The 14754-nt window shown below is 47.9% G+C and carries 14 protein-coding genes; 12 read left to right on the forward strand and 2 right to left on the reverse strand.

Annotation, left to right across the window (positions count from 1 at the left end; all coding sequences use genetic code 11):
• Positions 1–173: 173 nt before the first annotated feature.
• The 3 genes from BMY78_RS05845 (at position 174) to BMY78_RS05855 (ending at position 3112) form a co-directional block, all read left to right on the forward strand.
• The gene (locus tag BMY78_RS05845) at positions 174–1592 is read left to right on the forward strand and encodes a CapA family protein (protein WP_090895546.1); all 1419 of its coding nucleotides are present in this window, start codon (positions 174–176) and stop codon (positions 1590–1592) included.
• A 27-nt stretch (positions 1593–1619) separates the two neighbouring features.
• Positions 1620–2372: a glycerophosphodiester phosphodiesterase gene (locus BMY78_RS05850; RefSeq protein WP_090895549.1), complete on the forward strand. Its 753-nt coding sequence runs from the start codon at positions 1620–1622 to the stop codon at positions 2370–2372.
• Between the two features lie 104 nt (positions 2373–2476).
• Positions 2477–3112, forward strand: coding sequence for a fumarylacetoacetate hydrolase family protein (locus BMY78_RS05855; protein WP_090895551.1), 636 nt, complete (start codon positions 2477–2479; stop codon positions 3110–3112).
• 116 nt (positions 3113–3228) lie between these two features.
• Here the strand turns inward: BMY78_RS05855 and BMY78_RS05860 are convergent, their stop codons facing one another.
• Positions 3229–3636, reverse strand: a complete 408-nt coding sequence (locus BMY78_RS05860; protein ID WP_090895554.1) for a hypothetical protein — start codon at positions 3634–3636, stop codon at positions 3229–3231.
• Positions 3637–3996: 360 nt separating this feature from the next.
• Between BMY78_RS05860 and BMY78_RS05865 the strand changes: the two genes are divergently transcribed.
• From BMY78_RS05865 to BMY78_RS05905, 9 genes are all read left to right on the forward strand, one after another.
• Positions 3997–4554 (forward strand): MarR family winged helix-turn-helix transcriptional regulator, encoded by a 558-nt coding sequence (locus BMY78_RS05865; RefSeq protein WP_090895556.1) that lies wholly within the window; start codon positions 3997–3999, stop codon positions 4552–4554.
• Positions 4555–4600: 46 nt separating this feature from the next.
• On the forward strand, positions 4601–6040 hold the full coding sequence (locus BMY78_RS05870) for an aryl-sulfate sulfotransferase (protein ID WP_090895559.1): 1440 nt from the start codon (positions 4601–4603) through the stop codon (positions 6038–6040).
• 84 nt (positions 6041–6124) lie between these two features.
• The gene (locus tag BMY78_RS05875) at positions 6125–7117 is read left to right on the forward strand and encodes an ABC transporter substrate-binding protein (RefSeq protein WP_177185782.1); all 993 of its coding nucleotides are present in this window, start codon (positions 6125–6127) and stop codon (positions 7115–7117) included.
• A gap of 27 nt (positions 7118–7144) precedes the next feature.
• On the forward strand, positions 7145–7921 hold the full coding sequence (locus BMY78_RS05880; RefSeq protein ID WP_090895564.1) for an ABC transporter ATP-binding protein: 777 nt from the start codon (positions 7145–7147) through the stop codon (positions 7919–7921).
• 16 nt (positions 7922–7937) lie between these two features.
• Entirely contained in the window at positions 7938–8711 is a 774-nt protein-coding gene (locus BMY78_RS05885; RefSeq protein WP_076292050.1) for an ABC transporter permease, read from the forward strand.
• Positions 8712–8946: 235 nt separating this feature from the next.
• Positions 8947–9756 carry a DUF92 domain-containing protein gene (locus BMY78_RS05890; protein ID WP_090895567.1) on the forward strand — a complete coding sequence of 270 codons (810 nt, stop codon included), beginning with the start codon at positions 8947–8949 and terminating at the stop codon, positions 9754–9756.
• Positions 9757–9769: 13 nt separating this feature from the next.
• On the forward strand, positions 9770–10348 hold the full coding sequence (locus BMY78_RS05895) for a TetR/AcrR family transcriptional regulator (RefSeq protein ID WP_090895569.1): 579 nt from the start codon (positions 9770–9772) through the stop codon (positions 10346–10348).
• A gap of 74 nt (positions 10349–10422) precedes the next feature.
• On the forward strand, positions 10423–12357 hold the full coding sequence (locus BMY78_RS05900; RefSeq protein ID WP_090895571.1) for an ABC-F family ATP-binding cassette domain-containing protein: 1935 nt from the start codon (positions 10423–10425) through the stop codon (positions 12355–12357).
• Positions 12358–12524: 167 nt separating this feature from the next.
• Positions 12525–13463, forward strand: coding sequence for a hypothetical protein (locus BMY78_RS05905; protein ID WP_090895574.1), 939 nt, complete (start codon positions 12525–12527; stop codon positions 13461–13463).
• Positions 13464–13651: 188 nt separating this feature from the next.
• Here the strand turns inward: BMY78_RS05905 and BMY78_RS05910 are convergent, their stop codons facing one another.
• Positions 13652–14692, reverse strand: a complete 1041-nt coding sequence (locus BMY78_RS05910) for a M42 family metallopeptidase (RefSeq protein WP_090895576.1) — start codon at positions 14690–14692, stop codon at positions 13652–13654.
• Between the last annotated feature and the right edge of the window lie 62 nt (positions 14693–14754).

The following is a 14754-nucleotide window of genomic DNA, read 5'->3' on the forward strand; positions in this document are numbered from 1 at the left end:
CTGTCTCGAACGTAGAGTTTTTCTACAGGGGAGACGGCCTTTTTTTTGCACCATATAGCGAAAAGGGGAGAGATGTGAACTCTTTCAATACTTGCAGTTCCAAGGAATGATGGAAATCCAGAATATGCCTGATATAATATGATAAGGATTGCTGTGAAGAAGAGGAGCTGCCTATGTATCCCCCAAGATCAAAACGAAGTGTACAAAAGAAAAAAGTGAAACGTGCCCGCAAACGCCGGATTTGGATCATTAATCTGGTATTAATTGCGGCAATTGGACTCGTCGGCATCTATTACGCAGTAGGCATGCAGGAGCAGCAAATAGACCCGGTGGTGACAGAAACGACTGTGAAGCAGGAACCTACCAATGAAGAGGGCCCACAGGGCGGTGATCAGGTAAGTTCAACTGAACCGGATTCGGAGAAAGGTCATACTCCGGATGAAGAATCGGAGGATTCTGATGAACAGGTAACTGAAAATTCCGGCGGTAAGTCTGGTGAGAGCAAGCCTGATGCTACAGACTCCAAGGCAAATGGAAAGACAGATACCGGAACGAAAAAATCGACGGATACTCCCGCTTCTTCGGGTTCTTCCGGTTCAAAGGGCAGCGAAGGTGCAGGAACTGGGACGACACAGCCTTCTCATTCGGCGAAGGATGTAACCATTAACTTTGTGGGTGATATTCAGTTTTCAGGCAAAGTGGCTGAATTGTTGGAGAAGAATGGTTATGACTATCCCTTTGCAAAGCTCGGCAACTTGTTCAAGGAAGATGATCTGACCATTGGAAACCTTGAAACTCCCGTAACCCTTGGTGGAACTGGTGCAGCAGACAAAACCTATGTATACAAATCTTCGCCAAAGGCGCTCGAAGCGATGGCTTCAGCAGGATTTGATGCCGTGAATCTGGCCAACAATCATATTCTGGATCAAGGTATAGAAGGCTTGGTCGACACATTAACTTATCTTGAGCAATATGGTATTGCGCACACAGGGGCGGGGATGAACAGGGATGAGGCTTATGCACCTGCATATCTGGAGCGCAAGGGCATGAAGATTGCACTGCTTGGCTTCAGCCGGGTTGTACCTGAAACAAGCTGGAAAGCGGAAGGGAATCGGGCAGGTGTTGCCGAGACCTACGATTCTACTGGGGCGGTAAAAGCCATTCAGGAAGCCCGTCAAAAGGCTGATTTGGTTATTGTTGTTGCACACTGGGGAGAGGAACGGGTCAGCACACCAAATAATGATCAGACTCGATTAGCACATGAATTTGTAGATGCCGGAGCCGATCTGGTCATAGGCGGGCATCCCCATGTCTTGCAAGGGGTGGAGTACTACAAAGGCAAATGGATTGCATATAGTACAGGCAACTTTATTTTCTCGAAATCAACGACAGAGGAAACGTGGAAAACAGCGGTTTTTCAGGCGAGCTGTAGTAAGGATGCCAAATGCAGCATGAAGGTTATTCCTTATGAGGCAGGGTTGGGCCAGGCCATTCCGATGGTGGATCAAGCTAACAAACTGCTATTGGAGCAGATGACACAGCTCTCGCCAGGTGTTCGTTTTGATGCGAACGGAATCGCATCGGTAAATTAAGATTCAATTTATTTAGGAGGGGATGAAATGAACAACCTTTGTGTAGCGCACCGTGGATTTTCGTCCATTGCACCAGAAAATACGATGGCTGCATTTCTGCTTGCCATGGAACAGCCGGAAGTTCAGTGGATGGAGCTGGATGTACAGTTATCACGTGATGGTGTGCCGGTGGTTATTCATGATTTTACTTTTGATCGGACTACGAATGGAAAAGGGTTTGTTCGAGAAAAGGACTGGGCAGATATACAGCAGCTGGATGCGGGATCATGGAAAGGAAAAGCCTATAAAGGGGAGCGCGTTCCTGCGCTTAGCGAAGTGCTGGACCGGGCCTGTGGCAAAGTGCGATTGAATATCGAGCTGAAAACGCAAGGCAATATGTATCCCGGTCTGCCGGCAGCGGTTATCCATGAGGTGAGGAAGAGACATATGCAGCATGATGTGGTGATCACTTCGTTTGAGCCTGCGGCTCTGGTTGAAGTGAAGAAACGGGCCCCGGAGTTCAAAACGGGGTTGATTATTGATGCACGTCCAGGGGATCTGGCCGCAGTGCTGCGGCAGATGAATTGCAGTTTTCTTTCCATCGGTTACACCAATGTGGACAAATCACTGATGCGTGAGATGCGAAATGAAGGCATTCAGGTCATGGCCTGGACAGTGGATGACAAAATCATCATGAAGCGGCTTGCGGCGATTGATCCGGAGCTGATGTTATGCACAAACCGGCCTGATGTGTGGGAACAGGCTTTTCAGGAAACGAGCAGCCGATTTTTCAGGCCGTAAGCTCCAATTTTTTGAATAGCGCAAATATGATATGTACTTATATAATAAAAAGATAAACATGCTCCATACACGCTAATGAATCCGATAAAGGTGGTCGTAAATCCATGCTGACAAACATTCGTAATGTATATTGTGTAGGACGTAATTATAAACTTCATGCAGAAGAATTGGGTAACGCGGTTCCGGATGAGCCGATGATCTTTATGAAGCCTTCCCATGCGGTTGTCCCCTTGAATGGTGAAACGCTGCAATTGCCTGCGACAAAGGGCGAAGTTCATTATGAGGCTGAACTGGTCATCCAAATCGGGCGGGATTATGAGCCGGGTATGGCTGTGGATGAGTTGGTTGATGCGTATGCGTTTGGCATTGATTTTACATTACGTGACGTACAGACGGTTATTAAGAAAAAAGGCCATCCGTGGACGGCAGCTAAAGGGTTCAAGAACTCGGCTCCAATTACTGCATTCCAGTCCTTTCCGGGGGCTCAGGCTCTTCTTGAGAAAGACTTTACACTTACCAAGAACGGTGCCGAGGTCCAACGTGGCAATATTCGTAACATGATCTTCAGTCTACAGGATATTGTGGATTATGTAGGTCATCATTACGGACTGGGACCTGGAGATGTCATCTTTACAGGTACACCAGAAGGGGTTGGACCAACGGCAGCAGGAGATGTGCTTGAACTGACCTGGGGCGGCGAATCTTTGGGTAAATGCACGATTGCAGCAGCGGTTCAGTAGTTTCATAGATCATCAATCTGCTTACTTAGAGTAAATATGAAACAGATAAAGGGGCGTTTCGACGCTCCTTTTTGGCGTGCCCTCATTTTCTGTCGTAGCAAGCGGAGGCTTTTCATTTACGCGAAGCTGTAGGCAGTATTGGCACTCTCCGTGACCAGCTCTTCCAGTTCACTGCTTTGCACTGCGTGCTGCTCCGCGCTAATACTTCCATTTGCGAGTCGTTGATCTAATTGCTCCATGAGCTGCCTGATTTGCAATGCGACAACCTCGTTGAAATCACCATCATTTTCATCTGCAATCATCTTCAGCGATTTACCCGCGTACAAATTCTGAACCAAGTCATCTTCCGACGGTTGATTCAGAGCACTCAGCAACTCATCTTCGCTCTCGTCTTTGGTATCGATGTTAACGATGGACCATTTCGTCAAAGGTATAGGGGATATCGCTGATCTGCCCCAGGCTGTTCCGGCAAAAGACATGGTGACAATCATGGTTCCAACAATGATTACGCGCTTCATATTCATGTGGGTCATCCTCATTTCTATGGTTAAGTACGAACTCCATCGTAGCTGGTTTGATGTAACGCTCTGAGGATAGTGTAACCGGGAAAGCTGAAGTGAAACTTAAAACCGGATAAGTAATCTAGATATGAGAGACATCGAGATAAGAAAAAAACAAATTTAAATTCACACTTGACAGGTTGGGTTAGTGGGTTATATGATGAACTCAATTATTTTAACACTAATTAAATGAACAGTGAAATAAATTGAACGGATGCGAGCTGATTGGACCACCAAAGGCTCCCGGGACTACTCCACTATGGAATGTCCGCGGGAGCCTTTTTTCGTATTTGCTGCCGTTTTCAGTTAGACAGGGAGGATGAAATGAACAATAACGACTGGGAAGTGTTGGAGAAGACAGATTGGTTGTTTCGTAAAATGGTCAGACGATTCGTGAAAGAACGAGATCGTATATCGGTAGAGGGGGTCAGTTTACCTGGCATGCTCATCCTGCACAAAATCATTCGTGAAGGGGAACAACGGTTGGGGGATTTGGCTGAACAATTGGACTTCACCTCAGGTGCCATAACAGCTTTAACAGACAAGTTGGAGAAAAAGGGACTTACGATCCGCAGGCGCAAAGAAGATGACCGCCGGACGGTTCTGCTGGACATTACTGCAAGTGGACGGGAGATGTTTGCACGGAACAGCAATATCGGTGCCCGATGTATCACGCTTCTGTTTGAGGGATTTACGACGGAGGAACTGGAGCAGCAGAGCCAATTTTATGAGCGGGTGATAGCGAATCTGGAGGGGTTCTCGGATACGCTGCTGGAATTGGCAGAGAGCAACGGGAGGCAGGAACACGATCCATCCACCGAAAGTGACCCTGAGCAGAAGCAGAGGGAGAATACCGGAAAGAGCAACTATCTCAGTTATTAACGTTTGATCCGATGTGAAAACAAACAATCCAAGGGAGAGATGATCAATGGGGCATTCAACAATTTATCCGACCGGGGCAACCGTATATAACCCTGATAAGGCTTGGAGCGGTTATACCGTCTATCAGGCAGGTGAGGAAGGGGTTGTACTGATTGATATGAATGGTAAGGAGGTTCACCTTTGGAAAGGGCTGCTGGGCTTTCCTGCCAAAATCTTCCCCGGTGGCTTCGTATTGGGCAGCACGGGGCGAAGAGATCCGAAGTTCGGTATCCAGGACAACGTCGATTTGGTTCAGGTGGATTGGGAAGGCAATATTGTATGGAAATACAACAGCTACGAACACATTGAAGATCCGGGATATGAACCGCTATGGTACGCTCGTCAGCACCATGATTTCCAGCGCGAAGGCAATCCGGTCGGCTATTACGCCCCTGGGCTCGCACCCAAGACCCAGAGTGGGAAGACACTGATTCTTGCGCATAAAAATGTGAACAACCCGTCCATTTCGGATAAACCTTTGCTTGATGATGCGATTATAGAAGTCGATTGGGAAGGGAATGTACTATGGGAATGGCTGCCGAACGAGCACTTTGAGGAGCTTGGATTCGATGAGGCCGCCCGTAATGTACTGTACCGCGACCCGAACACACGCTCATTCGGACATCTCGGTGGTGGTGTGGGTGATTGGCTACATATTAATTCAGCTTCTTATGTGGGTCCAAACCATTTCTATGAAAATGGAGACGAGCGGTTCCATCCCGACAATATTATCTGGGATGCTAGAGAAGCAAATATTATCGCAATTACCGACAGACAGAGTGGAAAGATCGTATGGAGATTAGGTCCGGATTACTCTTTGCCTGAAGTGAAGCATATCGGCACTATTATTGGACAGCATCATGCACATATCATTCCTAAAGGTTTACCCGGAGAAGGGAATCTGCTGGTGTTCGACAATGGCGGCTGGGCCGGTTATGGCCTGCCCAATCCGGCTTCTCCATACGGCTTGAAACACGCCGTTCGCGATCATTCACGCGTGCTGGAGATTAATCCGGTGACCCTGGAGATTGTTTGGCAATATACATCGGCAGAAGCGGGATTTTCCGTTCCGACGGATTCCTATAAATTTTATAGTCCGTATATCAGCTCCGCACAGCGCCTGCCTAATGGAAACACACTAATTACCGAGGGTTCCAATGGCAGACTGTTCGAAGTTACATCCGAGTATGAGCTGGTTTGGGAATATATATCCCCTTATAAGGATGGACGGAACACCAATATGGTCTATCGTTCGTATCGCGTGCCTTATCACTGGGTACCACAGCTGGAGAAGCCGCAGGAGGTTGCCATTGAAGCTATTGATGTATCCGCCTACAGAGTGGCGGGAGCAGCGTCCAAAGGTTCTTCATCCGTTGTTAGTGTTGAGGTAACACTGCCGTTTGTTGAAGGTGCAGCCTGTGTGGCAACGTCAGATGAAGGCAAGTAAGGTGGCGCAGAGCGACGAACAATGATTAGAACGAATGGGGTGCATATTGTGAGAAAACCATCCACCTTAACCGGTGCGTTATTAATGCTCTTATCCATGTTATTGATATTATCGGGATGTTCTGCAAACGAATCGGTATCCGAAGCAAAAGGCGCCTCCGGCACAGAGGCCAAAAAAGTGAAAATTCGAATCGCAGATACAAGTACAAATCCAACGTTCAGGGTAGCCATTGCCAAAGGTTTCTTTGCAAGCCACGGTATTGATGCAGAGAGCATTACGTTTGGTTCGCCAGCGGAAGGTGTAAATGCACTGTTTATCAAGCAGGTGGATATTGCATATGGAGCTGACTTTCCTGTATTGAACGCTTTGGCCAAAGGGGATTACTCCGTCATTGCTTCCGCAGGTCAGGCTACGAATGAAGCGGCAGCCGCGTGGAAGTTGTATGCCAAGAACGATATACAGAGTGGTGCAGATCTGAAGGGTAAAAAAGTAAGTTTCATCCGCGGTACATTTATTCCTTACCTGTGGGATGAATATTTGAAGGACGTGGGATTGGGGCTAAATGATGTAACCCAGGTGGGTCAGGGAGCATTTGACGAAGCGTACATTGCGCTAAAGCAGGGCGATTTAGATGCAACCTGGGTCATTGGTTCCGCCTTGACTGATAAGTTTGATGCGCTTGAAGGCGTGCATCAGCTCACGGATATGTCCCAAACCCCTGTGCGCCTTGGAATGGGGCTTGTAGCAAGCAATGAGTTCATCCAGGCGAATCCTGAAACAGTGAGTGGTTTTCTCGGAGCTCTGAATGAAGCCTCCGTATATGCTCAGGCACATCCTGAAGAGGTTGCAGACCTGATGTATAAGGAAACCAAGCAGCCTAAGGAGGCCACCTTGAAGGATCTGCCAATCAATCCATGGGAAGTTGGATTTACCCAGGCAGCTTATGACAGTCTGGCAGGGCAGAAGCAGTATATGGTGGATAACGGGATCATCGAACAGAATTTTGATCTCGATAGCAAACTGAACCTGGAGCTCCTGAAGCAGGCACTGCCAGATAAAGTGACTTATAGTAAATAACTCGCAAATTGCGTTGGAGGTGTTCTCATGTCCTTACCTGCAGATCAGCATACGATTCGTATCGAGCAGCTTCGAAAAACATACAATGCCCCCACCCATGGGGATGTACATTATATTATCAAGGATGTCGATCTGGTCATCAAGGGTGGGGAATTCTTTGTCCTGCTAGGTCCTAGCGGATGTGGCAAGTCCACGCTTCTAAATATGATTGCAGGCTTTATCTCCAAGTCGGGCGGTCAGCTCAAGGTGGATAATAAGGAGATCGATAGGCCGGGCAAGGATCGGGCCATGGTATTCCAGCAGGCGGATTCTTCTCTCTTTCCATGGCTTACCGTCAGGGAGAATGTGGAGTTTGGACTTCGGATGGCCAAGGTGCCCAAGTCTCAGCGGCGTACGATATCAGACCGATACATCGAGCTTGTTGGACTGGGTAGTCATGAAGCCAAATTTCCCAAGGAACTGTCAGGTGGCATGAAGCAGCGGGTGCAATTGGCCCGGGTGTTAGCCAACGATTCGGCCATTCTGTTGATGGATGAACCTTTTGGAGCGCTGGATGCAATGACACGGCGTACGATGCAGAAAGAGCTGGTCAATATTTGGCAGGAAACTCACAAGACCGTTATTTTTGTTACTCATGATATCCAGGAGGCGCTCTTGCTGGGTCAGCGGATAGGCATTATGTCCGTAGGGCCTTCATCCAAGATAACGGATATATACGACAATGCTCTGTCTTATCCGAGGAACATTGCATCATCGGAGTTCAACATCCTATATGACCAGATTCAAAGCCATTTTGAACAATAATTGAGGTGATAGTAATATGAGATGGTTGGAGAAAAAGTGGGTGTCTATCCCTCTATTGTGGGTGACGGTAATTCTGATTTGGCAGCTAGGGGCCATGCTTTATGGTCCTGAAGTGATTCCCGGTCCGTGGGATACTATTCTCGGTGCCCGTGAACTGCTTGCTGACGGTACGCTGATGCAGTATATCGGAATTAGTTTTACACGTGTGCTTGCGGGTTGGGTGCTTGGCAGTGTGATAGCGATCCCGGTAGGGCTTATCATCGGCAAGGTTCATATGATCCGGCTGTTTGCCGAACCTTTTCTTAATTTTATCCGCTTTATTCCGCCGATTGCATTCATTACCCTATTCCTGGTCTGGTTCGGGATCGGGGAGCAATCGAAGATTGCACTCATCATGTATGCAACGTTCTTCATTGTGGTGTTAAACACGCTGACAGGTGTACTCTCCATTGAAGAAGACAAGATCCGGTCTGCCCGCAGCATGGGAGCAAACGAATGGCAGATTTTGCTGCATGTCGTTGTTCCGGCGACGACTCCGTATATTTTCACGGGGGTGCGGCTGGCAATGGGCACTTCCTATATGGCTATTATCGGAGCAGAGATGATTGCTGCAAATGAAGGCGTGGGTTATCTGATCTGGAATTCCCGATTATTCTTTCGCACAGATTGGATCTTTGTCGGCCTGATTTCTCTGGGCTTTATGGGTTTTCTCACCGATCGGTTGTTCAATTGGTTTGGTCGCAGCGTGCTCTACCGTTATGGTGTCATTGGTGGAACGAAGCGGGTCTGAACTGGTAGTTGAGGTAAGGTAATCTGAACCCTTTGTCAATCAGAAGCAGGATCACGCATATCATTTTATTGCAGTATCATTAGACCTGATTTGGTAGCTTTCAAAGCTGCCGAATCAGGTTTTTGGTATGCGGGGCCAGGGAGTTTCGGCATTGGGATCAAACCGTGGTATAATTGAATTTCAAAAATATAAAACGTCATGTGGGCCATAGATACTGCCACATGCAGGAGAACTTATGGACTGGATTATTGGCGCCGTATGCGCTTTAATTGTGGCGGGTGCTGCCTACGCGAAGAAGTCGCTAACCCTGTCCGGCTGCCTGGCGGCTATGATCATGGGGACGATATATTACGGAGCGGGCAACCTGTTCTGGTTTGGAACACTGCTGTTGTTTTTCATTACCTCAACGCTGTTCTCCAAATTTCGCAAGGATCGCAAGCAGGAGCTTGAGAAATCGTATGCGAAGACGGGCAATCGTGATGCGGGACAGGTCTTGGCTAACGGTGGAATCGGCATGTTTCTTGTGCTGGGGAACTGGGTTCTCCCACACCCGGCATGGATGTATGCTTTTATCGGTGTCATGGCTACTGTTACTTCAGATACATGGGCAACCGAGTGGGGAAGTCTCAGCCGCAAGCCGCCACGCTCAGTCGTGACGTGGAAAGTGCTGACACCAGGTACCTCTGGAGGTGTTTCATTACTAGGGACACTGGCTGCCGCCATCGGTGGAGCTTTAATCGGGGCAGGAGCATTCTTTTTTTCCTGGATTGCCGGGATCGGAAGTTTGAATCTGCTCAGCTGGACGTGTGTCGGCCTTGTAGGCGGATTGGCAGGAGCTTTTGCCGATTCTTATCTGGGCGCGACGGTTCAGTATATGTATCGTTGTACTGTGTGCGGCCGTGAGGTCGAGGTAAGTGAACATTGTGGACACAAAACCGTTCGAGCGCGTGGCTGGTCTTGGATGAGTAATGATCTGGTGAACGTGCTCAGTTCGGTGATCGGCGGATGTTTGGCGATCGGTTTGGGTATCATTTTGGCGTCGTAGGGAGGGAGTGCATTTGAGCACTGTGCAAGGAGACAAATCGGAGGCTATTTTGGATGCAGCTTATGGTATTTTCGGTTTAAAAGGATTTTATGAGACGAAAATGTCCGATATTGCGGACGAAGCGGGCATCGCCAAAGGCACCATTTATTTATATTTTAAAAATAAGGAACAATTATTTGTTGCCGTATCCAAGCGGGATTGCGACAGTTTTATCAGTCGCCTGGATCATGCGTTGAACTCACATCAGAGTACGGGGGATAAGCTCGGTGCGATCGCCAAGACTCACCTCACGTATTATTATGAGCGTCGCAATCATACCAAGCTGTTTTTTATGGCACCGAATAATGATCCGGATCTGATGAAGTTCATGAAGGCATTTATGAATGAATATATGAGCATGGTGCGTGAGGTGTTAGAGAATGCTGGCGTACCTGAGCCGGTGCTTCTCGCAGAAGCTTATATCGGGATTCTCGATCGGCTTAAAATGGATATTATGCTGAATCCGGAGTTTAACGAGGAACATCTGAACAAACGAATTGCCTTTGCAGCAGCTCTGTTTCTGGACGGATGTCGTTCCTTTTTGCAAGTATAGCGTGAGTGAGCGTAGTTGCATCTTATGTGCAGCCTCATATTGAATACATTTTACAGAGAAGTAGGTTACGAGCAATGAACATAATGACGGTTGAGCAAGTTGCGAAAAGCTATGGTGAGAAAATATTGTTTAAAGACGCCTCATTCGGCATGGGTGATCAGGACAAAATTGGTGTCGTTGGCGTCAATGGAACCGGAAAGTCCACGTTTTTGCGTGTCATTGCAGGTATGGAGCCAGCGGATGAGGGACAGATCTCGATTGGTAATGACGTGCGTATACAGTTCCTGGCACAGAATCCGCAGTTTAACCCGGATAATACAGTCTTGCAACAAGTATTCGAGGGCGACAGCCCGGAGATGAAAACAGTACGTGAGTATACAGAAACGATGGAGCTGCTGGAGCTTAATCCTTCCGATCCGGCGTTGCAAGAGCGTTTGCTGCGCTTGAACCAGCAGATGGAGCAGCTTCAAGTCTGGCAGATGGAAAGTGAAGCGAAGAGCATTCTGTCCAAACTGGGCATTCGTCAATTCGATGCGCTGATGGGCACATTGTCTGGTGGACAACGCAAACGGGTAGCGCTTGCCTCTGCACTGATTCATCCCTGCGAATTGCTCATTCTGGATGAGCCTACGAACCATATTGATAATGATTCCGTAGTTTGGCTGGAACAGTATTTACAAAAACGGCGCGGTGCCCTGCTCATGATCACGCATGATCGGTATTTCCTGGATCGAGTAGCAAATGTGATGCTGGAGCTGGACCATGGCCGTTTATTCCGGTATGAAGCCAACTATACCCGCTTCCTGGAACTGAAGGCTGAGCGTGAAGAGCGTGAATCCGCATCCGAACAAAAACGGCAAAATCTGCTGCGTACGGAGCTCGCCTGGATTCGTCGCGGTGCAAAAGCACGGACCACGAAACAAAAAGCCAGAATTGATCGATTTGAACAGTTGAAGGATCAACAGGGTCCCAATCGCTCAGGCTCACTAGAGGTATCCGTGGGCTCCACACGTCTGGGTAAAAAAATACTGGAGATTGAGCATTTGTCCAAATCGGCGGATGGCCGCAAATTGATTGACGACCTCAGTTACATTGCGGTACCAGGTGACCGGGTAGGTATTGTCGGCCCGAACGGTAGTGGTAAATCAACCTTGCTGCAAATGATTTCTGGTAAGCTCGGGCCCGATGCCGGGGAGGTTGTTGTGGGCCCGACAGTTAATCTGGGCTACTTCACTCAGGAGCATCAGGAGATGAATGAATCTCTGCGGGTTATTGAGTACATCAAGGAAGTGGCCGAGAATATAAAAACGGCCGATGGATCTCTCATTACCGCTGCTCAGATGCTGGAACGTTTCCTCTTCACCCCTGCGTCACAGTGGACACCCATCTCCCGTCTGTCCGGCGGAGAAAAGCGACGTCTATACCTGCTGCGTGTGCTGATGGCTGCACCGAATGTCCTGCTGCTGGATGAGCCGACGAATGACCTGGACATTCAGACACTTGCAGTACTCGAAGATTACCTGGATGATTTCCCGGGTGTTGTATTTGTCGTATCCCATGACCGGTACTTCCTTGATCGGACGGTGGATAAAGTACTGTCTTTTGAAGGTGGCGGTGCTGTGCGTGTGCATGTTGGGGACTATAGTGAATATGCAGAATGGATGCTGAAAAATGCCCCTGGATCTTCTCAGGATAGCGGGGCGGGAACAGCAGCTAAAGTGAAACCGGCAACGGAGGATAATAAACCTGCTGCCTCAGCGGCTAAACCTAAGCTGAAGTTCAGCTTCAAGGAACAGCGTGAATATGACCAAATTGATGAAAATATTGAGAAAGCTGAAGCCAATCTCGCCCGCATTAATAAAGAGATGGAAGAATCGTTCAGCGATTCAGCCCGTCTGCAGGAGTTAATGGCAGAGCAGGCGGAGGCGGAAAGTCATCTGGATGAACTGATGGAACGCTGGACCGTTCTGAATGAACTTGCGGAACAGATTGAAAACAGCAAGTCTTAAAGTATATTTCAATGAATCGTTCTTTCTTCAAAAAGTGACTTTGCAGTCGCCTTTTGGGGGAGGGCGATTTTTTTGCATTGATGTAAATGAATTTATATGAAACGTTAACCATATTCAAACCGTTTATTAAATAAAGAATCCCATAGAAGGGGGAGAACTCCACATCCATGTACAGAGAACTGAATGAACAATTGGCAGTGATCAAGGAAAAGGGAAGAATGTACGAGAAATGGAATGATCGGCTGGAGAAGCTGAATCAGGAGGAAGCGGAATGGAAAACGAAAGTACAGCAGCGTCTGCAGCACCTGCAGAAGGAACAAAACGATGTAGATCGACTCAACAGTATGACGTTATCGGCATTCTTCTATCATTTAATCGGAAAAAAAGAGGATCGACTGGAAAAAGAAGAACTGGAGTTAATGGAAAGTAAGGCAGAGTACGATATAGCATGCCAGATGTTAACGGATATCCAGAAGCGGCGCTCGCAAGCTCAACAGCAACTGGATGGACAGCGGCAATATCAATTCTGGCAAAGTGATTACAAGGTGTTGTTGGGCAAGAAGGAAAACGATTTGCTGGAGAAAGATGTAGAATTGCAGCAGATGGCTGAGGATCGGGAACATCTCTCGGGAGAGCTTCAAGAGCTGAATGAGGCGGATCGAGAAGGGCAGTATCTGCTCGTTGCACTGGAACGTGCTGAAAAGGCGTTGTCCTCTGCGGGAAATTGGGGAGTATACGACATGATGGGTGGGGGTGTGATCTCGACCCATATTAAGCGCAGCAGAATGGATGATGCACAGGTTGCCATTATGGATGCCGGAAGACATCTTCGCCGATTTCAGAAGGAACTGGAGGATGTGAAGATGGCTGTAAACACGGAATTACACCTTGGAGGCCTGCTTTCATTCGCAGACTATTTCTTCGATAATCTCTTTGTGGATTGGATGGTACAAGACAAAATTCGCAAAGCTGAAACTCAGGTGAAGGATGGACTGAGTGCAGTGCGAAGCACGTTGCGTGTGCTGAAGAATGAGATCCAGGATCACAAGATGAAGCTGGAGCTTCTGGAACGAAGGTATTGTGAACATATTGAACGAGTGGACTGAGACATTTCCAAGAAGAAGGACACTTCCGGCTTGCCTCTAAACGGCGAAGTTGAAGTGTCCTTTTTTACATGATAAAAGTGAATCATAGATATCCAAGTCGGCATGCCCGACAAGATCGAGATCACGACTTTGATCATATATTCAAATTCTGTATTATCATTCTACTTTTTCATGTCCATGTTCACAATTTACTTGGTCGTAATATATGCGGCGAGTAGTCTCGCAGTATTCAGGACAGCGTCTTTATGCGTACGTTCCATGGAGTGAGAAGCATGAACGCCCGGACCAATCAATGCAGCGCGTATGTTATTTCCTCCACGTAATGCTGCGCTGCCATCGGAGCCGTATTGTGGATAAATATCAACGACATAATCCAGGCCTGCTTGTTTGGCCAGCTCGATCAGTCGAGTGGTCATATCGTAGTCATATGGTCCGGACGAATCCTTGGCACAGATGGATACATCCGTCTCCTTGCAGCTAAGATCATCGCCCATTGCGCCCATGTCTACAGCAATCAATTCGCTGATTTCTGCAGGAATATAAGATGCACCGTGTCCAACTTCTTCATAGTTCGAGATGAGCAGCGAAACGTTATGTAGTGGTTTCCAGTTTTCCCGATGTGCAGATTCCAGGATACCGAACAAGGCAGCTACGCTGGCTTTATCATCAAGGTGACGCGATTTGATATATCCGCTGGGCGTAATGACCGCACGGGCATCGAAGGAAATAAAGTCGCCGACAGAGATACCCAATGCCAGAACATCTTCCTTGGAAGCAACCACTTCATCTATACGCACTTCCATATGGCTCTCGCTTCGCTCAAACGTACGTGCATCCGGATAGACGTGCACAGAAGGGTGCAGGGAGAGGATGGTGCCTGTATAGGTCTTTCCATCACGTGTATGGATGGTGCAATACTCATTCTCGATACTGTTCATGGTAAATCCACCGACAGAGGTGAGCTTCAGTGTGCCGTAGGAAGTGATGGAACGCACCATGGCTCCCAATGTATCCACATGGGCGCTCAGTCCGATCGTTCTGGAAGAGTCCTGCCCGGGCAATGTGAGCACAGATCCGCCTTTGTTATTCAATTCAAAAGCAACATTTAGTGAGTCGGCTTCCTTGCGGATCATCTCAATAATATCGTGCGTATAGCCACTAGGGCTGGGAGTGTCGAGTAACTTTTTCAGAAAAGACAGGACATAGGATTCGTCAATGGTAAAACTCATATGAAAATTTCCTCCTCGTTAATAAATGTGCAGAAAGTTTGTTCTTAAAACAGAATACAGCC

The sequence above is a fragment of the Paenibacillus sp. OK076 genome (assembly GCF_900110055.1).
Classification (GTDB): Bacteria; Bacillota; Bacilli; order Paenibacillales; family Paenibacillaceae; genus Paenibacillus.

Coding starts and splice junctions, on each gene's coding strand:
- BMY78_RS05900 (WP_090895571.1), top strand. CDS start 10,423: ATGAACATAATGACGGTTGAGCAAGTTGCGAAAAGCTATGGTGAGAAA.
- BMY78_RS05850 (WP_090895549.1), top strand. CDS start 1,620: ATGAACAACCTTTGTGTAGCGCACCGTGGATTTTCGTCCATTGCACCA.
- BMY78_RS05905 (WP_090895574.1), top strand. CDS start 12,525: ATGTACAGAGAACTGAATGAACAATTGGCAGTGATCAAGGAAAAGGGA.
- BMY78_RS05885 (WP_076292050.1), top strand. CDS start 7,938: ATGAGATGGTTGGAGAAAAAGTGGGTGTCTATCCCTCTATTGTGGGTG.
- BMY78_RS05845 (WP_090895546.1), top strand. CDS start 174: ATGTATCCCCCAAGATCAAAACGAAGTGTACAAAAGAAAAAAGTGAAA.
- BMY78_RS05870 (WP_090895559.1), top strand. CDS start 4,601: ATGGGGCATTCAACAATTTATCCGACCGGGGCAACCGTATATAACCCT.
- BMY78_RS05855 (WP_090895551.1), top strand. CDS start 2,477: ATGCTGACAAACATTCGTAATGTATATTGTGTAGGACGTAATTATAAA.
- BMY78_RS05910 (WP_090895576.1), bottom strand. CDS start 14,692: ATGAGTTTTACCATTGACGAATCCTATGTCCTGTCTTTTCTGAAAAAG.
- BMY78_RS05880 (WP_090895564.1), top strand. CDS start 7,145: ATGTCCTTACCTGCAGATCAGCATACGATTCGTATCGAGCAGCTTCGA.
- BMY78_RS05865 (WP_090895556.1), top strand. CDS start 3,997: ATGAACAATAACGACTGGGAAGTGTTGGAGAAGACAGATTGGTTGTTT.
- BMY78_RS05875 (WP_177185782.1), top strand. CDS start 6,125: ATGCTCTTATCCATGTTATTGATATTATCGGGATGTTCTGCAAACGAA.
- BMY78_RS05860 (WP_090895554.1), bottom strand. CDS start 3,636: ATGAATATGAAGCGCGTAATCATTGTTGGAACCATGATTGTCACCATG.
- BMY78_RS05890 (WP_090895567.1), top strand. CDS start 8,947: ATGGACTGGATTATTGGCGCCGTATGCGCTTTAATTGTGGCGGGTGCT.